Source organism: Streptomyces sp. NPDC045287 (assembly GCF_056432325.1).
Window position 1 is genome coordinate 124420 of sequence record NZ_JBWKJG010000016.1, and the last position, 23952, is coordinate 148371.

Annotated in this window: 17 protein-coding genes and 1 tRNA gene; 7 read left to right on the top strand and 11 right to left on the bottom strand. The window is 73.5% G+C overall.

Features of this window, described 5'->3' with window-relative positions; translation table 11 throughout:
- Positions 1 to 3: 3 nt before the first annotated feature.
- The 7 genes from AC07D6_RS25055 to AC07D6_RS25085 all read left to right on the top strand — a co-directional run bounded on the left by AC07D6_RS25055 (position 4) and on the right by AC07D6_RS25085 (position 6927).
- On the top strand, positions 4 to 2151 hold the full coding sequence (locus tag AC07D6_RS25055; protein WP_479047836.1) for an FtsK/SpoIIIE domain-containing protein: 2148 nt from the start codon (positions 4 to 6) through the stop codon (positions 2149 to 2151).
- Between the two features lie 213 nt (positions 2152 to 2364).
- Positions 2365 to 2526: a hypothetical protein gene (locus tag AC07D6_RS25060; protein WP_479047837.1), complete on the top strand. Its 162-nt coding sequence runs from the start codon at positions 2365 to 2367 to the stop codon at positions 2524 to 2526.
- Between the two features lie 86 nt (positions 2527 to 2612).
- Entirely contained in the window at positions 2613 to 3524 is a 912-nt protein-coding gene (locus tag AC07D6_RS25065; protein ID WP_479047839.1) for a bifunctional DNA primase/polymerase, read from the top strand.
- A complete protein-coding gene (locus AC07D6_RS25070) occupies positions 3521 to 3868 on the top strand; it encodes a hypothetical protein (protein ID WP_479047842.1) in 348 nt (115 codons plus the stop codon). Before AC07D6_RS25065 ends, AC07D6_RS25070 begins: the two co-directional genes overlap by 4 nt.
- Complete coding sequence (locus AC07D6_RS25075) at positions 3865 to 5097, top strand: DUF3631 domain-containing protein (protein WP_479047844.1); 1233 nt, start codon at positions 3865 to 3867, stop codon at positions 5095 to 5097. Before AC07D6_RS25070 ends, AC07D6_RS25075 begins: the two co-directional genes overlap by 4 nt.
- Positions 5098 to 5279: 182 nt before the next feature.
- On the top strand, positions 5280 to 5480 hold the full coding sequence (locus tag AC07D6_RS25080) for a helix-turn-helix domain-containing protein (RefSeq protein ID WP_479047846.1): 201 nt from the start codon (positions 5280 to 5282) through the stop codon (positions 5478 to 5480).
- Positions 5481 to 5541: 61 nt separating this feature from the next.
- The gene (locus tag AC07D6_RS25085; RefSeq protein ID WP_479047847.1) at positions 5542 to 6927 is read left to right on the top strand and encodes a tyrosine-type recombinase/integrase; all 1386 of its coding nucleotides are present in this window, start codon (positions 5542 to 5544) and stop codon (positions 6925 to 6927) included.
- Positions 6928 to 6972: 45 nt separating this feature from the next.
- Here the strand turns inward: AC07D6_RS25085 and AC07D6_RS25090 are convergent.
- From AC07D6_RS25090 to AC07D6_RS25140, 11 genes are all read right to left on the bottom strand, one after another.
- Positions 6973 to 7046, bottom strand: a tRNA-Thr gene (locus AC07D6_RS25090).
- Between the two features lie 87 nt (positions 7047 to 7133).
- Complete coding sequence (locus AC07D6_RS25095; protein WP_479047850.1) at positions 7134 to 8720, bottom strand: alpha/beta hydrolase; 1587 nt, start codon at positions 8718 to 8720, stop codon at positions 7134 to 7136.
- A 67-nt stretch (positions 8721 to 8787) separates the two neighbouring features.
- Entirely contained in the window at positions 8788 to 9999 is a 1212-nt protein-coding gene (locus AC07D6_RS25100; RefSeq protein WP_315879897.1) for a DNA polymerase III subunit delta', read from the bottom strand.
- Between the two features lie 286 nt (positions 10000 to 10285).
- Positions 10286 to 13360: a dTMP kinase gene (tmk, locus tag AC07D6_RS25105; RefSeq protein ID WP_479047853.1), complete on the bottom strand. Its 3075-nt coding sequence runs from the start codon at positions 13358 to 13360 to the stop codon at positions 10286 to 10288.
- A gap of 254 nt (positions 13361 to 13614) precedes the next feature.
- On the bottom strand, positions 13615 to 16488 hold the full coding sequence (gene topA, locus AC07D6_RS25110) for a type I DNA topoisomerase (protein ID WP_479047855.1): 2874 nt from the start codon (positions 16486 to 16488) through the stop codon (positions 13615 to 13617).
- Between the two features lie 418 nt (positions 16489 to 16906).
- Complete coding sequence (locus AC07D6_RS25115) at positions 16907 to 17104, bottom strand: hypothetical protein (protein WP_315879894.1); 198 nt, start codon at positions 17102 to 17104, stop codon at positions 16907 to 16909.
- A 230-nt stretch (positions 17105 to 17334) separates the two neighbouring features.
- Positions 17335 to 18858, bottom strand: coding sequence for a DUF7059 domain-containing protein (locus AC07D6_RS25120; RefSeq protein ID WP_479047858.1), 1524 nt, complete (start codon positions 18856 to 18858; stop codon positions 17335 to 17337).
- Between the two features lie 87 nt (positions 18859 to 18945).
- Positions 18946 to 19644, bottom strand: coding sequence for a small secreted protein (locus AC07D6_RS25125; RefSeq protein WP_315879892.1), 699 nt, complete (start codon positions 19642 to 19644; stop codon positions 18946 to 18948).
- Between the two features lie 211 nt (positions 19645 to 19855).
- Positions 19856 to 22252: a sodium-translocating pyrophosphatase gene (locus AC07D6_RS25130; RefSeq protein ID WP_479047861.1), complete on the bottom strand. Its 2397-nt coding sequence runs from the start codon at positions 22250 to 22252 to the stop codon at positions 19856 to 19858.
- A gap of 250 nt (positions 22253 to 22502) precedes the next feature.
- On the bottom strand, positions 22503 to 22961 hold the full coding sequence (locus tag AC07D6_RS25135; RefSeq protein ID WP_315879890.1) for an ATP-binding protein: 459 nt from the start codon (positions 22959 to 22961) through the stop codon (positions 22503 to 22505).
- Between the two features lie 628 nt (positions 22962 to 23589).
- Positions 23590 to 23943 carry an STAS domain-containing protein gene (locus tag AC07D6_RS25140; protein WP_003967428.1) on the bottom strand — a complete coding sequence of 118 codons (354 nt, stop codon included), beginning with the start codon at positions 23941 to 23943 and terminating at the stop codon, positions 23590 to 23592.
- Positions 23944 to 23952 lie beyond the last annotated feature (9 nt).

The following is a 23952-nucleotide window of genomic DNA, read 5'->3' on the forward strand; positions in this document are numbered from 1 at the left end:
ATCATGACTGATCCGGCCTCCGAGGCGCCGGTCTACAGCCTCGACGAGCACCGCGCCGCCCGCGAAGCCGCGGGCCCCGTCTCCCTGGTCAAGGACGAGCCGACCGCCGAGGGCACCACCCCGGGTGTGGAGGCGGTCGACCGGGCCGACAACCCGCTGGCGGATTGGCTGACCGTGCCGGACGTGCCGATGCTGCCCGCGTGGGCCCGCTCGGCCGCGTCGATTCGTGCGAACGCCGTCGCGTTCGGGCGGCTGGTCGGCTGGCACGCCGCCTACCACTCGATCCGCACCCCGAAGTACGCGATCAAGGCCGCGTGGCTGGTGGCGCGCGGCTTCTACCGGGCCTGCAAGGGCCTGTGGCCGGTGTTGTGGGCCAAGGACCACACCGCCACCGTCCGGGCGCTGGCCGCGCAGCTCAAGGCACGGCCCGAGGACGCCGAACTCGCGGTGCGGCACCAGATGGCGCACCGGGCCCGCACCACCGCCCGGCGCTGGCGCTGGGGCGCCGCCGGCACCGCGGTCGCCGCCGCCACCCTCGGCATCGTCCTCGCCCCACCGGTCCTCGCCGCCGGCGCCACCGCGGCCGTCGCGGTCCCGCTCGGCTACCTGGGGCGCGGGGAGGATGCGCGGCTGCTGGATCAGGCGGCGCCGCCCCTGCGGGTGGACATGTCCGCGCAGCAGCTCAACGACGCGTTGCGCGCCGCTGGCCTCCTCAAAAGCGGCAAGAGCGGTGACGACGAGAAGGATGCTCCGCGGGTGGCGTGCGTCATGGGCCCGGTGCGCGACGGCCGCGGCTGGTCGGTGATCTTCGACCTGCCCCGCGGCGGCGGCAAGACCGCCTCCGACGTCCTGGCCAAGCGCGAGGTCATCGCGCAGGAGCTGGGCGTGGACGAGATCCAGGTCATCATGTCCCGCGTCCGCGCCGCGCAGGGCGGCAACGCGGGCAGGGTGTCCATGTGGGTCGCGGACGACGACCCCTATCTCGGCACGCCGAACCCGTCGCCGTTGGCGAAGGCGGAGCGGTTCAGTGTGTGGGAGCCGATCCCCTTCGGGCAGGACGCCCGCGGCACCCGCATCAGCGTGCCGGTCATGTGGCAGTCCATGTTCTTCGGCGGCCTGCCCCGCCGGGGCAAGACGTTCACGCAGCGGCTGATGACGGCGGCCGGGCTGCTGGACCCGTGGGTGCGGCACTACGTCGCGGACGGCAAGGGCGGCGCCGACTGGATGCCCATGCGGGCCGTCGCCCACCGCCTGGTCATGGGCGCCGAGGACGACGCGATCGAAGCCCTCAAGACCATGCTGGATGAGCTGCTGGTCGAGATGGAGCGGCGGTTCGCGATCCTGCGGGAGCTCCCGACGAGCATCTGCCCGGAGGGCAAGCTCACCCCGCAGATCGTCGAGAAGTACAACCTGCCGGTCATCTTCGTCACCATCGACGAGTTGCAGGAGTACTTCACCGCGATGGAGAAGGACGACCGCGAGCAGGTCATCAACAACCTGTGCCGGATCGCGAGGAGGGGGCCGGCCGCCGGGTTCGTCTCCAACTTCGCCAGTCAGAGGCCGGACGCCGAGAGTGTGCCGCCGAAGCTGCGGGAGATCATCACCATCCGGTACTGCACCCAGGTCGTCGACCGCACCTCCTCCGACATGGTCCTCGGCAAGGGCAAAGCCGCCCAGGGAGCCGACGCCTCCGTGTTGTCGGAGGACCACAAGGGCACCGGCGTCCTGGTCACCGGGCCCGCGAGCTTCGTGACCGTGCGGGCCGACTACCTCGACGGCCCCGGCTTCGCCCAGCTCTGCCAGAAAGGCCGCACCCTGCGCGAGCTGGCCGGGCAGCTCACCGGGGACGCCGCCGGCGACGTCACCGCCGCCGCCGAAGCACACGGCGTCAAGGTCCCGCCGGTCCTCTCCGACGTCCTGGAGGTCATGCGGCACTCCCCGAGGATGTTCACCACCGACCTCCTCAACGGGCTGGTCAACATCGACGAGGACACCTACGGCGACTTCGACGCCGCACGCCTCGCCGATGAACTGGAAGCCGCCGGCGTCAAGCGCACCAGCAAGCAGGTGAAGATCGCCGGGGAGAACAAGGCCGGGTACCAGCGGCGCGACATCGAAGCCGCCGTCCCCGCCGAGATCCTCCTCGGGTAGAGGGGGACCCCACTACCCCACCCCAAGATCACACCCCTGCGCCCGGCCCTCCCCGCACCTTCCGGAGGGCCGGTGAAGTAGCGGGGGCCCTCTACCCCGGTCAAGGGGCAGGTAGAGGCCCCTGACCTGCAAGGTAGCGCCGGTAAAGGGGGCCGTGACCACCCCTGCTGGGCCCTGCCAAAGCCCGGATTCCAGCCCCGTCCGAGGAGCCCCGTGTTCGAGATCCGCATCATCTGCGCCCCCGACGACACCGACCACATCCACGCCGCCCTCGCGAAGGTGTTCACCACCGGGCCGGCCCGCCAGTACCCCACCCGCACCCCCGGCCGCGTCCGGCTCTACCTCACCGCCACCCACCGCACCACCGACCAGTAACAGCACGAGGGCGGCCCCCACATCCGCCAAGATCCGGGGCCGCCCTCACTCCCAGCACGTTCCACCGAACTGGAGGTTCACCCAGCATGACCCAACACGCCGACACTCGTCGAGTGTCGCTGCTGAACGCCGCCCTGGACGCGGTCGCCCGCGGCTGGCACGTCTTCCCCCTCCGCCCCGGCAGCAAGGTTCCGGCCCTGCACGGCGAGAAGTCCTGCACCCGCACCGGCCCTTGTACGGGCGGGCACGTGAAGTGGGAGCAGCGCGCCACGACCGACCCCGGCCGGATTCGGGCGGCGTGGTCGTCCGCGCCGTTCAACGTCGGCCTTGCGGCGGGTCCGTCCGGGCTGCTCGTGGTCGACCTGGACACCCCGGAGCACAAGGGCAATGGGGACGCGCCTGACGGCGCGGCGACCTTTCAGGCGCTCTGCGAGCGCGCCGGACACGCCGTCCCGCCCACCTACAGGGTGCGGACCGCGAGCGGCGGAACCCACCTCTACTTCACCGCCCCGGACGGAATCCGGCTGCCCAACACGGCGGGCACGGTGGCCACTTCGGTCGACACCCGGGCGTGGGGCGGTTACGTCGTCGCCGCCGGCAGCACCACCCCAGCGGGACGGTACGAGGCCCTGTGCGCCTCGCAGGCGGCTCCTCTGCCCTCCTGGCTGCTGAGCATCCTTTGTCCGGCTCCCGTGCGCCCTGCGGGCCCGTTGCGGCTGCCTGCGGTCGACGGCAGCCGCGCCGCCCTGGCCGCGCTGAAAGCCGAATGCGCGGCAGTGGCATCGGCCCCGGACGGGCTGCGGAACACGACGCTGAACCGCAGCGCGTTCAAGGTGGGGCGGTTCGTCGCGTGGGGCGACCTCCCCCGCCACGTGGCAGAGGCCGCCTTCCAAGGAGCAGGCGAGGCGGCCGGCCTCACCGCCGCCGAGTGCCGCGCCACGATCCGCAGCGCCCTGGACAGCTCCCTGCGCACCGCCCGCCCCCGGGAGGCAGCATGACCACCCCCACCGCCCCCCGCTTGGAAGGCCAACCCACACCCCCGACCAACCCGAACCCCGCCGAACCGGCCCCCGCCCGCGGCGGCAGTGGTGCGCCGAAGGTCGCCGCCGAAGGCGTCCTCTTCAGCTCTGAGCCGCAGCCGGGCGACGGCCGGCGCATCGTCGCGATGCTCCACGTCACCGCGCCCGGCCGCGGCGCCGTGCCCACCGCCACGTCCGTCTGTGCCTGCGGTCGCAACCGCTCCGCCGTCGGTCACCGCCGCGTCCTGGCCTTGATCGAGGAGCACGCCGCCCACCGCACCGCCTGCCCCCTGCGCCACCACGCTGAAAGGACCGCCGCATGACCCAGCAGCACATCGACGGGGCGGCCCTGCTGGACGAGGTGGAAGCCTTCCACCGTCGCTTCAACGTCTTCCCCACCGAAGCCGCCTACGTCGCCGTCGCCCTGTGGGACGCCCACGCGCACCTGGTGGAGTGCTTCGAGACCACGCCGAGGATCGCGTTCCTCTCCCCCGAGCCGGGGTCGGGCAAGTCCCGGGCGCTGGAGATCGTGGAACTCCTCACCCCCCGGCCGGTCAGTACCGTCTCGGCGTCTGCGAACGCCCTGTACCGGCTGGTCGACTCCGCCGCCGGGTTGCCCACCGTCCTGTTCGACGAGGTGGACACCATCTTCGGCCCCAAGGCCGGAGCCGACGAGGCGCTGCGCGGGTTCCTGAACGCCGGCTACCGCAGGATCGGTGGCGCCCTGCGCTGCGTGGGGGAAGGCTCCAACCAGAACGCGGAGCTGTTCGGCTCCTACTGCGCGGTCGCCATGGCCGGGCTCGGGTCCCTGCCCGACACCGTCCTGACCCGCTCGGTCATCATCCGCATGCGCAAGCGGGCGCCGAACGAGAAGGTCGAGCCCTACCGGCAGCGCATCCACGAGAAGCAGGGCCACGCCCTCCGGGATCAGCTCGCCGCGTGGGCCGACACCGTCCGCGACCAGGTCGCCAACGCCTGGCCCGAGATGCCCGAAGGGGTCACCGACCGGCCCGCCGACGTGTGGGAACCGCTCCTGGCCGTCGCGGACGCGGCCGGGGGCCGCTGGCCGGCGCGGGCGCGGGCCGCGTGCCTGGAGCTGGTCCACGCCGCCCACGACAACGACGAAGCCTCCCTCGGCGTTCGGCTGCTGACCGACCTGCGCGACAAGGTGTTCTGCGGCGCCGACCGGATGCCCACCGCCGTCATCCTCGAATGTCTCCTCGCCATGGACGACGCCCCCTGGGCCGACCTGGACGACAGGCCGATCAACTCCCGCATCCTCGCGCGGCTGCTGGCCCAGTACGTCACCCCGGCCAACAAGCCCATCAAGCCCCGCGGCATCCGCACCCCCTCTGGCACCCCGAAGGGCTACTACGCCGAGGACCTGATCGACGCCTGGACGCGGTACTGCCCCCCGCCCCCCACAGAATCCGCAACATCCGCAACGTCCGCCACACCGCAGGTCAGCGGGGGTGAATCCGTGGCGGCAACCGCCACACCCATCCGCCACACGCCCGCGGAAACCGCCACACAGCTCACCACCACCGGCTGACCGAACCGGCCCAGCCCCGTGCCGCCACACCATCCCGGTGTGGCGGCACCCATCCGCCACAAAACCGCTATCCGCCACACGATCAAGGCCCTGACCTGCGATGTGGCGGCGTGGCGGACGTTGCGGATCTGACGGAGGGAGGGCGGAAGCCCTCACGTCCACTCGGTAGGAGGCAAGTTCTGATGAGCACCCCGACGCACCCCGTCGAGCCTCTTCTGTACAAGCCCGAGGAGGCCGCCAAGGCCCTCGGCCTCGGCAGGTCCACCGTGTACGAGCTGATGGCGGCCGGCGTCCTGGTCTACGTGAAGGTGGGCCGCTGCCGCCGCATCCGGCGTTCGGACCTGGAGCGGTACGTGGCCGGGCTGATGCCCGCCGCCGCCTGACGTCACAGCACAGCCGAAGCGGCCCCAGGCATCCTGGGGCCGCTTCCTTCTGGAGGAGTGCATGAGCCCCCGCAAGGCCAACATGGAGTCGACCATCTACCTAGGCGCGGACGGCTGGTGGCACGGCCGCGTCACGATGGGCGTCAAGAACGACGGAAGCCCGGACCGCCGCCACCGCCGCGCCAAGACCGAGGCCGAAGTCAAGCGCAAGGTGAAGGAGCTGGAGAAGCAGCGCGACGAGGGGCGCGCGCCCGTGGCCGGCAGGAAGCCGACCGTGGAGGCGTGGATGACGACATACCTCGACACGATCGCGAGCCTGAAGCTCAAGCCGCGTTCGCTGGACGACTACTGGTCCAAGACGCGCAACGACATCATCCCGGGTCTTGGCCAGCACCGGCTCGACAAGCTGGCCCCGGAGCACTTGGAGCGGCTGTACGCCGACATGCTGGCCGAGGGACACGCCCCGTCCCACATCCTGAAGGTGCACCGCATCCTGTCGCGTGCCCTGAAGATCGCACACCGTCGCCGGATCATCGTGGAGAACGTCGCCACGCTCGTGGACCCGCCGACCGTCGACGAGACCGAGGCGAACCCCTTCACGATGGAGGAGGCCAAGGCGTTCCTGCTAGCGGCGGGGAAGCGTCCCACCTTCATGCGGTGGCTGGTCGGCGTCGGCATGGGCTTCCGGCAGGGGGAGACGCTGGGGCTGCGGTGGAAGTACGTCGACCTGGACAACGAGCTGTTCCACCCGCGCTGGCAGCTCCAGCGGCTCACCTGGCGCCACGGCTGCGTCGACCCGCGCGCCTGCGGTGCCCGCCTGCACCGGTTCGAACCGTGTCCGCCGCGGTGCGCCACCCACCGGGGCTACAAGCGGGGATGCCCCGAGCCGTGCCCGGCGGACTGCGTGCGGCACGCCAGCGCGTGTCCGGAGCGCCGGGGCGGCGGGTTGGTGTTCACCCGCCCGAAGACGAAGAAGAGTCGGAACCCGGTGCCGATCCCGCCGCCGTTCGTTCCGTTCCTGCGCGAGCACCGGCAGCAGCAGGAGGACGCCCGGGCCGCCGCGGGTGAGCTGTGGCAGGAGCACGACGTGGTCTTCGCCCGGCCGGACGGCCGGCCGCTGGACCCGCGGGCCGACTGGGAGGAGTTCAAGGAACTGCTGGAGGAGGCCGGGATCAGTGACCGTCGCCTGTACGACGGGAGCCGCCACACCGCCGGCACGATCCTGAACGAGCTGGGGGTGGACATGCCCACCATCATGGAGATTCTCCGGCACACGCAGATCAGCCAGACTCGGCGTTACGTCAAGGGCAGGTCGGCTCTGTCGAAGGACGCGATGCGGCGGGTCGGGGACGCCTTCCTGCCGCCGCAGAAGGGATCGTCTGAGACCAGAACTGAGACCGGGGACAGGCGCGCCGAGCGCGCACGACGGCGACGCCGCGTGATCTGAACGAGAAAGCCCAGGTCAGCAAAGACTGACCTGGGCTTTCGACTGAGCCGCCTTCGGGATTCGAACCCGAGACCTACGCATTACGAGTGCGTTGCTCTGGCCAACTGAGCTAAGGCGGCACACCGCGCGCTCCCCTGGGGGGTGCAGCAGCGAGGACAAGTCTACACAGGTGGAGGGGGTGCTCATGCACGCCCTTTTCCGGGGGCCTACGGCCGGCGGCAGCGCTTGGCCGGGGGCGGGGGTGTGCCTTCCAGGAGGAAGGTGTTGATCGCGGTGTCGACGCAGTCGTTGCCGCGGCCGTACGCGGTGTGGCCGTCGCCGTCGTAGGTGAGGAGGGTGCCGGAGGAGAGCTGGGCGGCGAGGGAGCGGGCCCACTTGTAGGGGGTGGCCGGGTCGCGGGTCGTGCCGACGACGACGATCGGGGGCGCGCCCGCGGCGGTGATGCGGTGCGGGGTGCCGGTGGCCTTCACCGGCCAGTACGCGCAGGCCAGGGACGCCCAGGCCAGGCTGCGGCCGAAGACGGGGGACGCCTTCTCGAAGGACGGTACGGCGGCGGCGACCGCGGCGGGGGTGGTGAAGGCGGGCGGTTGGTCCAGGCAGTTCACGGCGGCGTTGGCGGACATGAGGTTGGAGTAGCCGCCGTCGCCGTCGCGCTCGTAGTAGCTGTCGGCGAGGGCGAGGAGGCCGGAGCCCTCGCCGTCCATCGCGCGCGTGAGGGCCGTGCGGAGCCGGGGCCAGGCGGCCTCGTCGTACATGGCGGTGATCACACCGATCGTGGCGAGGGCTTCGCCGAGGGTCCGGTCCTGGCCGGTGGGGGCCGGCTCGCGGTCCAGTCCGGCGAGGAACGTCCTCATCCGGGCGGTGGCGTCCCGTACCGACGCGGTGCCGAGGGGGCAGTCAGGGTGGGTCAGGCAGTCGGCGGCGAAGGCGCGGAACGCCGTGTCGAAACCGGTCGCCTGGTCGAGGTTCAGCTGCTCGGCGGTGAGGGACGGGTCCATGGCGCCGTCGAGGACGAGGCGGCCGGTGCGGGAGGGGAACAGCTCGGCGTACGTGGCGCCGAGGAACGTCCCGTACGACGCGCCGACGTAGCTGAGCTTCTCGTCGCCGAGCGCGGCGCGCAGGACGTCCATGTCGCGGGCCGCCTCGACGGTGGACACGTGCGGCAGGATCCGCCCGGACCTCTTCGCGCAGGCCGAGGCGAACCCCTTGAAGGACGTGGCGAGCAGGCCGGTCTCCCGCTGGTCGTCCGGGGTCTGGTCGACCTGCGTGTACGCGTCCATGGCCGGCCCGTCGAGGCACCGGACCGGCTCGCTGCGGGCCACGCCGCGCGGGTCGAGGGCGACCATGTCGTACCGGGCGCGGACGGGGGCGGGGTAGGCGAGCCCGGCGTACCCCTGGAGGTAGCCGATGGCCGAGCCGCCGGGGCCGCCCGGGTTGACCAGCAGGGAGCCGAGGCGCTCGCCGGGGCCGGTGGCCCTGACGCGGGCGACGGCGAGCTCGACCCGGGCGCCGCCCGGCCGCGCGTAGTCGAGGGGCGCCCTGAGCGTGGCGCACTGGAAGCCCGGCGCCCCGCAGTCGCGCCAGTTCAGCCGCTGGGCGTAGTACGGGCGGAGCGCGGCCGGGTCGGACGGGAGGGACGCGGTGGGAGCGGTGGACGCGACGGAAGCGGCGGGCGCGGTGGCGCGCGGCGCCGAGGCGCCCGCGGGGTCACCGCTCCCGGCACAGCCCACCGCGAGGAGCAGGGCGAGCGTGACGGCGGACACGGACGTGCGGAGCGGACGACATGGGTGCATTCACCGGAGAGTAGCGGCGCGGTGACGGTGCGCGACCCGGTGTTCGCGCGCGTCCTACCCGTACGGGTTAACCGGCGCGCAGGGCCATGGTCATGGCCTCCACGGCGAGCAGCGGTGCCACGTTCCGGTCGAGGGCCTCACGGCAGGCGAGGACGGCCTCTATGCGGCGCAGGGTCGACTCGGGCGTGCTGTCGCGGGCGATCCGGTCGAGCGCGTCGTGCACGTCCTCGTTGGCGATCGCCGCGCGCGTGCCGAGTTGGAGGGCGAGGACGTCCCGGTAGAAACCGGTCAGGTCGCTGAGGGCGAGGTCCAGGCTGTCGCGCTGCGTGCGGGTCCTGCGGCGCTTCTGCTTGTCCTCCAGCTCCTTCATCACGCCCGCCGTACCGCGCGGCATGCGGCCCCCCTGAGCCGCGCCAAGGGCCGTCTTCAGCTCCTCGGTCTCCTTGACGTCGGTCTCCTCGGCGAGTTGCTTGGCGTCCTCCCCCGCGGCGTCGATCAGCTCCTGGGCGGCCTTGAGGCACCCGCCCACGTCCTGCACGCGCAGGGGCAGCTTGAGGACGGCGGCACGGCGGGCGCGGGCACCCTCGTCGGTGGCGAGGCGGCGGGCGCGGTCGATGTGGCCCTGGGTGGCGCGCGCGGCGGCGGCGGCCGTCTCCGGGTCGACGCCGTCGCGCCGTACGAGCACGTCGGCGACGGCGTCCACCGGCGGCGTGCGCAGCGTGAGGTGGCGGCAGCGGGAGCGGATCGTGGGCAGCACGTCCTCCAGGGACGGGGCGCACAGCAGCCAGACCGTGCGGGGCGCGGGCTCCTCGACGGCTTTCAGCAGGACGTTCCCCGCGCCCTCCGTGAGGCGGTCGGCGTCCTCCAGGACGATGACCTGCCAGCGACCGCCGGCCGGGGAGAGCTGCGCGCGCCGGACGAGCTCGCGGGTCTCCTTGACGCCGATGGACAGCAGGTCCGTGCGGATGACCTCCACGTCGGCGTGCGTGCCGATCAGGGCCGTGTGGCAGCCGTCGCAGAAACCGCAGCCGGGCTCCCCGCCGAGCGCCCGGTCGGGGCTGACGCACTGGAGGGCGGCTGCGAAGCAGCGGGCGGCGGTGTCCCGGCCGGCGCCGGGCGGGCCGGTGAACAGCCAGGCGTGCGTCATCTTCGACTTCGCCGCGTCGGGCGGCGCGGCGCCCTGCGCCTCGGCGGTGACGAGGGCGTCCGCGTCCCGCGCGGCGGCGGCGAGCTGCGCCTGGACGCGCTCCTGGCCCACCAGGTCATCCCATACGGGCACGGGTCACCACCTTCTCCTCACGCCGCGGCCCTTCCACCGGCGCCACCCATTGTGACGGAGCCCTCTGACAACGCCGCCCGCTCCGGCGGCACGGGCGGCGCCGCGGTCCGACGGCGGCGTACGGCCACGACATCCGACCACCGCGTACGGGCGGGACGTTCGGCCACGGCCCGGCCTCGGTGTCCCACCACGGCGCCCTCTGCTACGGCCCGGCCACGACATCCGACCACCACGTACGGGCGACGTCCGGCCGCGGCGTCCGCGCCCCAGCGGGGCGCGGCGGGCCTCAGCGGCGGCGTCCGCCCCGGCCGTCGCCCTCGTCGTCCTGGCCCCCGAGCAGTTCGTCGGCCAGGGACGGCAGGTCGTCCAGCGGGGTCTCCTCCGCCCAGTCGGGACGGCCGCGCCGCGGCCTGCCCTGCTCGTCGACCTGGGGCAGCTCGCGGGTCCGCTCGTTGGCGCCGGGCGGCTCGGGCGCCGCACCGGGCCGGACCTCGTCGCGGAAGAAGCCGGGCGGCACGCGGTCGTCCGGCCGCTCGTCCCGTACGGACGGCAGGACCGCCGTCTCGGCGACGTCCGGGGCCGGGTCGTCCTTGCGCATGCTGATGCGCTGCGTCTCGTCGTCGTCCTTGCGCAGGTCGATGCGGGCCGCGGGCAGGGGCTGCGTGATCTCGTCGGGCCGTACGACCGGGGTCGGCACCGTCACGTCGTGCGGCGAGACGGCCGGCCGGGCCGCCGCGGCGGCAGCGGCGGCGGCTGCGGCTGCCGCCTCGGCCTCGGCCGCCGCCCGGCGGCGGGCCTCCTCCGCGCGCAGCAGGGCCTCCTCGGCCTTGCGCTGCTTCTCGCGGCGCCGCTCCTCGGCCTCGGCGCGCAGCCGGGCCTCCTCCTCGGCACGCTTGCGCAGCCGCTCCTGCTCCTCGCGGCGAGCCTTCTCCTCGGCCTCGCGCCGCCGCCGCTCCTCCTCGGCGAGCCGCCGGGCCTCGGCCGCGCGCTGGCGGGCCTCCTCGGCCTGCCGCTCGGCCTCGCGGCGCCGCGCCTCTTCCTCCTCGCGGCGCTTGCGCTCCTCCTCTTCGGCGCGCAGCCGGGCGAGCTGCTCCTGGCGCTCCCGCTCCAGGCGCTCCTCCTCGGCCTTCCGCCGGGCCTCCTCCTCGGCCTTGCGGCGGGCCTCCTCCTCGGCGGCCTTCCGCGCCTCCTCCAGGGCCTTCATCTCGGCCTCGGACAGCGGCAGCAGCTGGTCGAGCCGGTGGCGTACGACGGTGGTGACGGCCTCCGGCTCCTGCCCGGCGTCCACGACGAGGTACCGGGCGGGGTCGGCGGCCGCGAGCGTGAGGAAACCGGCCCGTACGCGCGCGTGGAACTCGGCCGGCTCCGACTCCAGCCGGTCCGGCGCCTCCGTGAACCGCTCGCGTGCCGTCTCCGGCGGCACGTCCAGCAGCACGGTCAGGTTCGGGACGAGCCCGCCGGTCGCCCAGCGGGAGATGCGGGCGATCTCCGTCGGGGACAGGTCCCGGCCGGCGCCCTGGTAGGCGACGGACGAGTCGATGTACCGGTCGGAGATGACGACGGCGCCGCGCTCCAGGGCGGGGCGGACCAGCGAGTCGACGTGCTCGGCGCGGTCGGCGGCGTACAGCAGCGCCTCCGCGCGGTGGGAGAGGCCGGCGGACGAGACGTCCAGCAGGATGGAGCGGAGCCGCTTGCCGATGGGCGTGGCGCCCGGCTCGCGGGTGACGACCACCTCGTGGCCCTTCGCGCGGATCCACTCGGCGAGCGCCGCGACCTGCGTGGACTTCCCGGCGCCGTCGCCGCCCTCGATGGCGATGAAGAATCCGGTGGGGGCCGGGGCCTGCGCCGGATCGGCGCCCCGCAGCGCGTCGCGCAGATCGCGGCGGAGCGGTACGCCCGACCGGTCGTCGGTCTTGGCGAGGACGAGCGCGGCGACGGGCAGCAGCAGCGCGCCGACCAGCATCAGCGTGAAGGCGGCGCCGCCGTGCGCGAAGACGCCGTCCCCGTCGGCGAGGCGGTGCGGGCCGATGGCCGCGGCGAGCAGGGGCGCCGCGAGCGCGCCGAGCGCGATGGCGACCCGCACGGCGGCTTGGAGGTGCTCGGTCAGGCGCGGCCGGCGGAACTCCTCCGTCTCCTGGTCGATCAGCGTGTGCCCGACGTTCGCGGCGACGCCGGCCGACAGGCCCGCGGCGAGCGCGAGGAACAGGACGGTCGCCGTGTCGGGCACGAGGCCCATCACGAGCAGGAGGATCCCGGTGACGGCGGTCGCGAGGGCGAGGAGCCGGCGCCGGGACAGGGCGGGCAGGACGGCGCGGGCGGCGCGGACGCCCAGGCCCGTCCCCCCGGTCAGGGCGAGGACGAGCAGCGCGTACGCGACGGGGCCGCCGCCCAGCTCGGCGGCGTGCAGTACGGCGACGGCCGCGGCGGAGGCGACCGCTCCGGCGACGGCGGCGCAGGCGAGGACGAGCAGCGGTATGGCGCCCGTGCGGCCCTTCTCCGCTCCCGCGCCCGTCGACGGCCGGCGCAGGCCCTCCAGCGGGGAGCGGGGGCGCGGCGTCTGCGTGTCGGGAAGCTGGAGGAAGTACAGGATCGACAGGGACCCGGCGAACAGCCCGGCCGCCGCGTACGAGCCGAGCGCCGCCTGGTGCGTCGCGAACCAGTCGACGCCGAGCGCCAGCAGCTTGCCGGCGAGGGCCGTGACCAGCAGGGCGGCGGCCGCCGCCGGAATGGCGGCGAACCCGGTGCGCAGCGAGAGCCGGCGCAGCGTGCCCAAGTGGTCCGGCAGGGGCCGCACGGCGGCGCCCCCGGCGGGCGGGGCGGGCAGCAGAGCGGGGGCTGCGCTCTCCTGGGCGATCGTCCAGAACCGCTCGGCGGCACCGGCCAGGAAGGCGGTGATCAGGAGCAGGAGGACGGCCTGGTCGGGCGTCCAGACGATCCAGAGCGGGGCGGCGACCAGCAGCGCGACCCGCACACCATCCGCGGCGATCATGGTCCAGCGGCGGTCGAGGGGGCCGTCGGACGCGACGAGGCCGCTCATCGGGCCGAGCAGCACGGCACCGAGGAGCAGCGTGGACAGCGCGCGGGCGCCGAGGACGGCGGCGACCGCGAAGGCCGCGCCGCGCACCCCGCCGCCGAGCGTCTCCTCCGCGACGGTCGCCCGCACGGTGAGGAGGACCAGGACGAGCAGGGCGAGGGCGTCGGCGACGCCGCCGACGAGCGACGCGCTCCACAACCGGCGCAGCCGTGGGTTGCGCAGCAGCGCCCGTACGGCGCGCTCGCGGGAGTCCGCGGCGAGTGCGGCGTCGGAGACTTCGGGGTCTGAGGTGGGGCCCAGGGCCGTTGGCTGCTCGGCTCGCGTCATCCCCTCAGCCTATCCGCCCAGGCCGACACTCATACGCCCCGACCGGCCGCGCGATCACACGGCGGCCGGCCCCCGGTACGGCGCGCGCCGCCCCGCCCCGCGCCGCGCTGTCGCGGTACGGGGCCGGGCGCGGACCGGTCGGAAGGGCGCGGACCGGCCCGGAGGGCGCGGGCGGGGTCCCGGGAAGGGCACGGGCGCGCCCGGCGGGTCCGCCGGCGGGCCTGTGGGACCGTCCGTCCCGCCTCCCCCGGCGCCTACTCGTCGGAGGCGCCGGCCTTGGCGGCCGTCGTCGTCTTCGCCGTCGCCTTCTTGGCCGTGGCGGTCTTGGTGGCCGTCTTCTTCGCCGCGGTCTTCTTCGCCGTCGTCGTCTTCGCCGTCGTCTTCTTCGCGGCGGTGGTCTTCTTCGCGGCGGTCTTCTTGGCCGCCGCCTTCTTGGCGGTCTTCTTCGCCGGGGCCTTCGCCCGCTTCTCGGCGAGCAGCTCGAAGCCCCGCTCCGGCGTGATCGTCTCCACGCTGTCGCCGCTGCGCAGCGTCGCGTTCGTCTCGCCATCCGTCACGTACGGGCCGAAGCGGCCGTCCTTGACGACGACGGGGCGCTCGCTCACCGGGTCGGTGCCCAGCTCCTTCAGCGGCGGCTTGGCGGCGGCGCGGCCGCGCGCCTTCGGCTGGGCGTAGATCGCGAGGGCTTCTTCCAGCGTGATCGTGAAGAGCTGCTCCTCGCTCTCCAGGGAACGCGAGTCCGTGCCCTTCTTCAGGTACGGGCCGTAGCGGCCGTTCTGCGCGGTGATCTCGACGCCCTCGGAGTCCTTGCCGACGACGCGCGGCAGCGACATCAACCTGAGCGCGTCCTCCAGGGTCACCGTGTCGATGGACATCGACTTGAAGAGGGAGGCCGTGCGCGGCTTCACCGCGTTCTTGCCGCTCTTCGGGGTGCCCTCGGGCAGGATCTCCGTGACGTACGGGCCGTAGCGGCCGTCCTTGGCGACGATCGTGTGGCCGGTCGCCGGGTCGGTGCCCAGCTCGAACTCGCCGCTCGGCTTGGCGAGCAGCTCCTCCGCGTACTCCACGGACAGCTCGTCGGGCGCCAGGTCGGCGGGGACGTCCGCGCGCTGGTGGCCCTCCTCGTCCTTCACGCCGCGCTCGACGTACGGGCCGTAGCGGCCGACGCGCAGCACGATGCCGTTGCCGACGGGGAAGGAGGAGATCTCCCGGGCGTCGATCGCGCCCAGGTCCGTGACCAGCTCCTTCAGGCCGCCGAGGTGGTCGCCGTCGCCGTTGCCCGCGTCGGCCGCGCCGCCCGCGCCCCCGGCGGCGAAGCCGCTGTCGGGCACCGTCTCGCCGAAGTAGAACCGCTTCAGCCACGGCACGGCCTGGGCCTCGCCGCGCGCGATGCGGTCGAGGTCGTCCTCCATCCGCGCGGTGAAGTCGTAGTCGACGAGCCGGCCGAAGTGCTTCTCCAGCAGGTTGACGACGGCGAAGGAGAGGAACGACGGGACGAGCGCCGTGCCCTTCTTGAAGACGTAGCCGCGCTCCAGGATCGTGCCGATGATCGACGCGTACGTCGACGGGCGGCCGATCTCGCGCTCCTCCAGCTCCTTGACCAGGGACGCCTCGGTGTAGCGGGCCGGCGGCTTGGTCGCGTGGCCGTCCGCCGTGACCTCCTCGGCGGTCAGGGGGTCGCCCTCGGCGACCTGCGGGAGGCGGCGCTCGCGGTCGTCGAGCTCGGCGTTCGGGTCGTCGGCCCCCTCCACGTACGCCTTCATGAAGCCGTGGAAGGTGATCGTCTTGCCGGAGGCGCTGAACTCGGCGTCGCGGCCGTCCGCGGACCGGCCGCCGATCCTGACGGTGACGGAGTTGCCGACCGCGTCCTTCATCTGGGAGGCGACGGTCCGCTTCCAGATCAGCTCGTACAACCTGAACTGGTCGCCGGTCAGTCCGGTCTCGGCGGGCGTGCGGAAACGGTCCCCCGAGGGGCGGATCGCCTCGTGCGCCTCCTGCGCGTTCTTGACCTTCCCGGCGTACGTGCGCGGCGCGTCCGGCAGGTAGTCGGCGCCGTACAACTGCGTGACCTGCGCGCGGGCGGCGGCGACGGCCGTGTCGGACAGCGTCGTGGAGTCCGTGCGCATGTAGGTGATGAAGCCGTTCTCGTACAGCTTCTGCGCGACCTGCATCGTGGCCTTCGCACCGAAGCCGAGCTTGCGGCTCGCCTCCTGCTGGAGGGTGGTGGTGCGGAACGGCGCGTACGGGGAGCGGCGGTACGGCTTGGACTCGACCGCGCGGACGGCGAACCGCGTGTCGGCGAGCGCGGCGGCCAGGGCGCGGGCGTTCGCCTCGTCGAGGTGGAGGACCTGGTCGCCCTTGAGGCGGCCGTCCGCGCCGAAGTCGCGGCCCTGGGCGACGCGGCGGCCGTCGACCGAGGCGAGGCGGGCCGTCAGGACCGACGGGTCGGAGGGGTCGCCGGCGCGGCCGGTGCCGAAGGTGCCGGTGAGGTCCCAGTACTCGGCGGAGCGGAAGGCGATGCGCTCGCGCTCCCGCTCGACGACGAGCCGGGTGGCGACGGACTGCACGCGGCCGGCCGACAGCCGGGGCATGACCTTCTTCCACAGGACCGGCGAGACCTCGTAGCCGTACAACCGGTCCAGGATGCGGCGGGTCTCCTGGGCGTCGACCATCCGCTTGTTCAGCTCGCGGGGGTTGGCGACGGCCTGCTGGATCGCGTCCTTGGTGATCTCGTGGAAGACCATCCGGTGGACGGGGACCTTGGGCTTGAGGACCTCCAGGAGGTGCCACGCGATGGCCTCGCCCTCGCGGTCCTCATCGGTGGCCAGGTAGAGCTCGTCGGACTCGGCGAGCTGCTCCTTCAACTTCCTGACCTGGGCTTTTTTGTCGGCGTTCACGACGTAGATCGGCTGGAAGTCGTGCTCGACGTCGACGCCGAGCCGGCGCACCTCGCCGGTGTACTTCTCGGGCACCTCCGCGGCACCGTTCGGAAGGTCGCGGATGTGCCCGACGCTCGCCTCGACGACGTAGCCGGGGCCGAGGTAGCCCTTGATCGTCTTCGCCTTGGCAGGGGACTCGACGATGACGAGTCGGCGGCCGCCCTGTGCGGTCTCGCGTGTCGGGGACAACTCTTCGCTCTTCTCTCCGGTCGGCGCTCGGTGCGTGTACGGCGCGGTGCGGCCCCGCCTGGGGAGCACCGCGGGCACTGCGGGCACTGCGCCACGGCTGTGACGCTGCTGTCGCTGCGGAGTGTGACGGTACAACCCGCCCCCGTGTCAAACGGCGAAAGCCCGCAACGGCCACTCGAACGGTAACCCGACTTCTGGCATTCCTGCCGCCCGGACTCCCGTCATGACGCGGAGGGTCACGTTCCGACCGGGGGTGCCCCACGCCGCGCGACCGGCTCCCCACCGGTCCGTCCCGGTCTTCCGCCCGGCCCTGCCGATCGCCGGCCCTGACCCGATTCGGCCTGCTCAGCGGGTGTACGCCCCCGGTCGTGGCGGTACCGGTCGCGGTGGCTGCGGGAGCCGGCCGGGGCGATGCCGGTCAGATCCGGCCGAAGCACCACACGCCGAGGGCCAGGAACGCCGCTCCGGCTCCGACGGCGAAAGCGGCGGCTGTGGCCGGACTCACCCCGTGTGCCACTGGTGCACGGTGCGTCACACGAGCCACGGTCCACACCAGCAGTCCCGCGCCGAAGACCGTGAACGCCGTGCCGGCGAAGATGGCCGGTCCGCTCTCCATGCCCGTACCCCGTTTCGTCGTACCAGTCCCCGGGGCCCCGCGGGCCGTGCGCGGTGGCCGGCCGCGTGCCCGTGGGACCGTGAGCCTGGGCCGCGCTGCGGGGCGCCCCCGGGGAGGCTGACACCTCCGGGCGTCGGAAGCGCGAATTACGGGTGAACGGCGCGGGGCCCGGGGCCGTTCACCCGCCCGGCACCGCGTCGGCTCCGCGCCGGTCCCGCGTCGGCTCCGCGTCAGCCCCGGCCGTCCGGCCGCGCGGGCTCCAGGAAGCCCTCCCCCACGAGGAGGCGGATCGCCTGCGGCGTGCGGTCCCGCAGCACGACCGGGTCCTCGCCCATCAGCTGGGCGATGGCGTCCAGGATGCGGCCCGCGCTGAGCGTGCCGTCGCAGACGCCGGCGAACCCGGCACCGACCGTGTCGACCTTGGTCGCCCGCCGCATCCCGCGGTTCTGCCGCAGGATGACGTGCTCGGGGTCCTCCGCGCCCGGCAGCCCGACCTGCTCCTGCACCACCTCGGGCGCGAGCACGAAGTGGTCGGCGAGCAGAGCCGCGTCGTCCCGCGCCCGGAGGTAGTCCTGACGGGCGAAGTGCGCCCTCACGGTCTCGCCCAGCGGCTGCTCCACCGGGTGCGGCCACTCCTCGACGACGATGGACGGCTCGTCCGTGCCGGACTTCCGCAGCGTGATCCAGCCGAAGCCGACCGCCTTGGTCGCGCGCGCCTCGAACTCGTCGAGCCACGCCTCGTACCGCGCCCGGTACTCCTCCGGGGCGGCCCGGTGGTCCCCGGCGTCCCGCAGCCACAACTCCGTGTACTGGGTGACGTCCTGGACCTCCCGCTGGATGATCCACGCGTCGCACCCGCGCGGCACCCACGAGCGGACGCGGTCCTTCCAGTCCTCCCCCTCGACGTGCTGCCAGTTGGCCAGGAACTGCGCGTGGCCCCCCTTGTTGAGCCGCTCCCCGGCCTGCTGGACGAGGGCGCGGCACAGGTCGTCACCGCCCATCCCGCCGTCCCGGTAGGTGAGCCGGGCGCCCGGGGAGATGACGAACGGAGGGTTCGACACGATCAGGTCGTACGTCTCCGACGCGACCGGCTCGAACAGCGACCCGGCCCGCAGGTCGGCCTCCGGCGCGCCGGACAGCGCGAGCGTCAGCCGGGTGAACTCCAGCGCCCGCGGGTTGAGGTCCGTCGCCGTCACCCGCGTGGCGTGCCGCGTGGCGTGCAGCGCCTGGATGCCGGAGCCGGTGCCGAGGTCCAGCGCGGAGGCGACGGGCGTCCGTACGGTGAGCCCGGCGAGCGTGGTGGACGCGCCGCCCACGCCGAGGACGACGCCCTCGCCCCTGCCTCCGGCTCCGCTCGCGCCGCCCACGGCGCACCCGAGGTCGGAGACGATGTACCAGTCCTCGCCGTCGGGGCCGCCGTACGGGCGCACGTCGACCGTGGCCCGGACGCCGTCCCCGTCCTTCACCGCCCAGCCGTCCGCGAGCGCCTCGTCCAGCGGGAGGGCGGCACGCGCCCACGCGTGCGGCACCCGCTGCTGGAGCAGGAACAGGCGGACGAGGGTGTCCAGCGGTCCGTCCCCGCGGGTGGCGCGCAGGGCGGGCACCGTCTCGCTGCGGGCGAGGGCGGCGTAGGCGGGCGCGCCGAGCCGGTCGAGGAGCCCGTCCGCCGTGAAGCCGGCGTCGAGGAGGGCGGCGCGCAGGCGGTCGGCGTGGTCGGGCACCGGGAGGCTGGGGGTCAGGCTGGTCGTACTCACACGCTCATTGTGACCGGCGCCACGGACAATGACGAACGGCCCGGCTTCCCTGTGGACAACCGGGCCGGACGGGCGGGGCGCGTACCGCTACTCGGACTTGGCGCTCGCTGACGCGGAGGGCTTCGCCGAGGCGGAGGGCTTCGCCGACGCTCGGCCGGAGGCCGCGGCGGACGGGGAGGCGGGCGCGGCGTCGCCGGGCTCGGCCGCGGGGCCGCCGGTCGAGGTGGGCGCGACGGACGCCCGGGCCTTCTGGCAGCCGGGCTGCTTGGCCATGGCCTTGCCCAACTCACCGGACTGGAGCTTGGCCAGCGCGTCCTGGTCCATCTTCTCGATGCGCTTCAGGCCGTTCGCGACACCCTGCAGGCCGTCGGCGAACTTCTGCTGGTCCTTGGGGTCGAGGGCGTCGACCTGCTTCCTGAGCCCCTCGTAGGCGGTGGCGGTGGCGGTGAGCTCCTTGACGGCGTCCTGCTGGAGCTTCTCGCCGTTCTCGACGGGCGGGACGCCGGCGCTCTCGACCGCCTTGGCGAGCGCCTTGTCCGTGTCCGCGATGTCCTGGAACGCCTTCGAGTCCGCCGCCTGGACGTCGGCGGGCTTGCCGTCCGCCGCCGTCGAGATGATGGTCTGCTGGGCGTCGGCCCGCTTCTGGATCTGCGGCTTCGCCTGGTCGCAGAACGTCTTCGCCCAGGCGTCCACCTTGCCTTCGTCGCCTTCGTCACTGCTGCAGCCCGACAGCGCGAGTACCAGCACCGCACCACCGGACAGCACGGCTGCAAGCTTCTTGTTCACCGGATCGGTCCCTTCCGAGGCTCTCGGCCCCGGAACATACACGCCACGTGGGCGGCAACCGCGTGCCGGGTGGCCACTGCATGCGCTTTTGCACCGTTTGCACCAAGGGAGAGAAGGCTCACCGAGACGGCCCGGAGCCACGTGTCCGCGGTCTTGCGGCACCCCGCCCTCCCCCACCTGACCAGGTGTCATGTCATGGCGCGGTCAGTCATCACCGTACGGGGGCCGTCTTGTCCGGGGAGCCGGTGAAGCGCCCGGGCGTGTCCTCGCCGTCCCCGGCGACCGAGCGGCGCTTGGACGCGTACACCGCCGCGACGACGACGACGATCGCGACCGCCGCCACCACGGCCCGCACACCGGCGCTGGCGTCGGGACCGTGGCCGAACCGGACGACGGCGGGCGCGATGAGCAGCGCCACCAGGTTCATGACCTTGAGCAGCGGGTTGATCGCCGGCCCCGCGGTGTCCTTGAACGGGTCGCCGACCGTGTCGCCGATCACCGTCGCGGCGTGGGCCTCGCTGCCCTTGCCCCCGTGGTGGCCGTCCTCGACGAGCTTCTTGGCGTTGTCCCAGGCGCCGCCCGAGTTCGCCAGGAAGACCGCCATCAGGAGGCCGGTGCCGATGGCGCCCGCGAGGTAGGCGCCGAGCGCGCCCACGCCGAGGGCGAAGCCGACGGCGATGGGCGCCATCACGGCCAGCAGGCCCGGCGTCGCCAGTTCGCGCAGGGCGTCCTTGGTGCAGATGTCGACGACCCGCCCGTACTCCGGCTTCTCCGTGCGGTTCATGATCCCGGGGTGCTCGCGGAACTGGCGGCGCACCTCGTACACCACCGATCCCGCCGAACGGGACACCGCGTTGATGGCCAGCCCCGAGAAGAGGAAGACGACCGCGGCGCCGAAGACGAGGCCGACGAGGTTGTTGGGCTGCGAGATGTCCATGCTGAGGGTCGTCTCGGTGGCCCTGGCGCCCACGTCGGCGACGGCGGTGGCGATGGCCTCCCGGTACGAGCCGAACAGCGCCGAGGCCGCGAGGACCGCCGTGGCGATGGCGATGCCCTTCGTGATCGCCTTGGTGGTGTTGCCGACCGCGTCGAGGTCGGTGAGGACCTGCGCGCCGGCACCCCGGACATCGCCGGACATCTCGGCGATGCCCTGCGCGTTGTCGGAGACGGGCCCGAAGGTGTCCATCGCGACGATGACGCCGACGGTGGTGAGCAGGCCGGTGCCGGCGAGCGCGACGGCGAACAGCGCGAGCATGATCGAGGCGCCGCCGAGCAGGAACGCCCCGTAGACGGCCAGTCCGATCAGCAGGGCCGTGTAGACGGCGGACTCCAGACCGAGGGAGACCCCTGCGAGGATGACGGTGGCGGGACCGGTCAGTGACGACTTCCCGACGTCCTTCACGGGCCGCCGGCCCGGCTCGGTGAAGTACCCGGTCAGTTGCTGGATCAGCGCGGCGAGGACGATGCCGAGGGCGACGGCCACGAACGCCAGGACGCGGGGATCGCCGTCGTGCGCCCGCACGGCGGTGTCGGTGACGCCCTCCAGCTCCGCGAACGAGGCCGGCAGGTGGACGAACGCGGCGATCGCCACGAGCACCAGCGAGACGGCCGCGGAGAGGAAGAACCCGCGGTTGACCGCCGACATGCCGCTGCGGTCGGCGCGCCGGGGCGCGACCGCGAAGATGCCGATCATCGCGGTGACGACGCCGATCGCCGGGACGATGAGGGGGAAGGCGAGGCCGAGATCGCCGAAGACGGCCTTGCCGAGGATCAGCGCGGCGACCAGTGTGACGGCGTACGACTCGAAGAGGTCGGCGGCCATGCCGGCGCAGTCGCCGACGTTGTCCCCGACGTTGTCGGCGATGGTGGCGGCGTTGCGCGGGTCGTCCTCGGGGATGCCCTGCTCGACCTTGCCGACCAGGTCGGCGCCGACGTCGGCGGCCTTGGTGAAGATGCCGCCGCCGACACGCATGAACATGGCGATCAGGGCGGCGCCGAGACCGAAGCCCTCCAGGACCTTGGGCGCATCGGCCGCGTAGACGAGGACGACGCAGCAGACGCCGAGCAGACCGAGGCCGACGGTGAACATGCCGACCACACCGCCCGTGCGGAAGGCGATCCTCATGGCCTGGTGCGAGACGGCCGTCGGATCCCTCCCCTGTTCGCCCGGCACTGCGGCGGCCTCGCGCGCCGCCGCCGCCACCCGCACGTTGCTCCGTACGGCGAGACGCATGCCGGTGTATCCGGTGACCGCGGAGAAAAGCGCGCCGACGAGGAAGAACAGCGAACGCCCCGCCCGCTGGGACCAGTCGTCGGCCGGGAGCAGCATGAGGAGGAAGAACACGACGGCCGCGAACACCGCCACGGTTCTCAACTGCCGTGCCAGATAGGCGTTGGCGCCTTCCTGGATCGCGGCGGCGATCCTTTTCATGGATTCGGTGCCTTCGCCGGCGGCCAGCACCTGGCGGACGAGCAACTGGGCGACGACCAGGGCGATCAGCGCCACGAGGGCGATCACGACCACGATGATCCGGTTCCCCGCGGTGAGAACCGCGGCGGCGAGCGGCACCGGGTCCTGGAACCGCTGTGGGTCGAGGAGCCCCGCCATGCGTCCTCCTCGACGTCGGCTCAGGACATGGACGGCTCGTAGCGAGCGGAACCCGATCGGTGCGGGGCGCCGAAGAACAGGATCGACCGTGTCCCACCGGACGGCAAATGATCCGTTTCCGAAATCCACCCGGGCGCGGTGACGGGGTGGCGGAACCGGCTCCGGAGGGACGGCTCCGGAAGATGCCGGAAAAGGAAAAAAGGCCCTGTTCAGCAGGGCCTTTACGGGGATTACGGGGCGGGCGGGCTTTTCAGAGGACTTCCGCGGAACCCGGCCTGGGCCAGCTCATCCGAATGAGTCCGCCGTGCTCCCCCGCGGACACCTCGACGTCGTCGACGAGCCCGCTGATCACCGCGAGCCCCATCTGGTCCTCGCCCTCCGCGTCGTCGAAGCCCCCGGTCGGCGCGCCGCTGCGCGAGCCGGGCACGCCGGCCGCGTCGGCTGCCGCGACACCGGCACCGGGCACCTCGTCGCCGACCTCGATGGAGAACGCCTTCTCCTCCTCGGTCAGCCGCACCTTGACGGGCGCGGTGACACCGTTGCTGCGGTGCAGTCCGACAGCGCGGGAACACGCCTCGCCGACGGCGAGCCTGACCTCGTCCAGCACGGCGTCGTCGACCCCTGCCCGGCGTGCGACGGCGGCCGCCACCAGGCGGGCGGTCCTGACGTGCTCGGGCTGGGCGCTGAAGCGGAGTTCAACGGTGGCCATGCGGTCCCCCTCGGGCGTACGAGCGTGCGTCTCAGCGGTCCGGGCCGGCTGCCCGGCACCCCTGCCGTTCCACCGGACGTCCCGGGTCCGTCCGGCACGTCCGCACCGCTGGGGGCGCGGGGCCACCAGCGGCGGTATCGCCTCCGGCGCGTCCTGGAGCCGCGCGGTCCCGGCGCCCTCCCACAGGTCATGTGCCCTGCGAGCGGGCCTTCACGCCCCGCCCAGGGGGCTTGTGGGCCCGTTTCCGGCTCCGCGTCGTTCCCTCACCGGGAAGGGCGCGAGGTGTCGCGGTCCCGGCACCGGGCCCTGGCGGGAGCCCGGCGCGGGCCTGCGACGGCGCGTAGCCGCCGCGACTTCGGGCATCCGGTCCGCGGGCTCCCGGGCGTCCGCCGTCGCCGGGGCACCGGGCCGCCGGAGCGCCCGGACGGGACCCGGCAGGGCCCGTGAAGCCCGCGGGCTTCACGGGCTTCGGGACGGCGCGGCACCCCGGCCACCGAGGCACCGGGCACCGGCCCGGCCCCGCGGTGTCGCCGGTCACCGCCGCTCGGGCGCCGCAGGGGCGGCCCGGGCGCGGTGGACGACACGCGGCGGCGTCCGGCCCGCGCGGGGCCGGGCGTCGTCGCCCTGGTCAGTCGGTGGCGGCGACGGCCTCGTCGACCGTGGTGTGGATCGGGAACACCTTGGTCAGACCCGTGATCCGGAAGATCTTCAGGATGCGCTCCTGGTTGCAGACCAGGCGCAGCGAGCCCTCGTGGGCACGTACGCGCTTCAGCCCGCCGACCAGGACGCCGAGGCCGGTCGAGTCCAGGAAGTCCACGCCCTCCATGTCGACGACCAGGTGGTAGCTGCCGTCGTTCACCAACTCGACCAACTGCTCGCGCAGCTTGGGCGCGGTATACACATCAATCTCGCCACCGACCTCGACGACCGTACGGTCGCCACCAGGGCCGGACACATTGCGAGTCGACAGGGACAGGTCCACGGATCCTCC

Bases quoted from the DNA above. Each gene is read 5' to 3' on its own strand.
- tmk (WP_479047853.1), bottom strand. From the start codon at position 13,360: ATGACGCGAGCCGAGCAGCCAACGGCCCTGGGCCCCACCTCAGACCCC.
- AC07D6_RS25070 (WP_479047842.1), top strand. From the start codon at position 3,521: ATGACCACCCCCACCGCCCCCCGCTTGGAAGGCCAACCCACACCCCCG.
- AC07D6_RS25065 (WP_479047839.1), top strand. From the start codon at position 2,613: ATGACCCAACACGCCGACACTCGTCGAGTGTCGCTGCTGAACGCCGCC.
- AC07D6_RS25135 (WP_315879890.1), bottom strand. From the start codon at position 22,961: ATGGCCACCGTTGAACTCCGCTTCAGCGCCCAGCCCGAGCACGTCAGG.
- AC07D6_RS25055 (WP_479047836.1), top strand. From the start codon at position 4: ATGACTGATCCGGCCTCCGAGGCGCCGGTCTACAGCCTCGACGAGCAC.
- AC07D6_RS25095 (WP_479047850.1), bottom strand. From the start codon at position 8,720: ATGCACCCATGTCGTCCGCTCCGCACGTCCGTGTCCGCCGTCACGCTC.
- AC07D6_RS25115 (WP_315879894.1), bottom strand. From the start codon at position 17,104: ATGGAGAGCGGACCGGCCATCTTCGCCGGCACGGCGTTCACGGTCTTC.
- AC07D6_RS25085 (WP_479047847.1), top strand. From the start codon at position 5,542: ATGAGCCCCCGCAAGGCCAACATGGAGTCGACCATCTACCTAGGCGCG.
- AC07D6_RS25075 (WP_479047844.1), top strand. From the start codon at position 3,865: ATGACCCAGCAGCACATCGACGGGGCGGCCCTGCTGGACGAGGTGGAA.
- AC07D6_RS25130 (WP_479047861.1), bottom strand. From the start codon at position 22,252: ATGGCGGGGCTCCTCGACCCACAGCGGTTCCAGGACCCGGTGCCGCTC.
- AC07D6_RS25080 (WP_479047846.1), top strand. From the start codon at position 5,280: ATGAGCACCCCGACGCACCCCGTCGAGCCTCTTCTGTACAAGCCCGAG.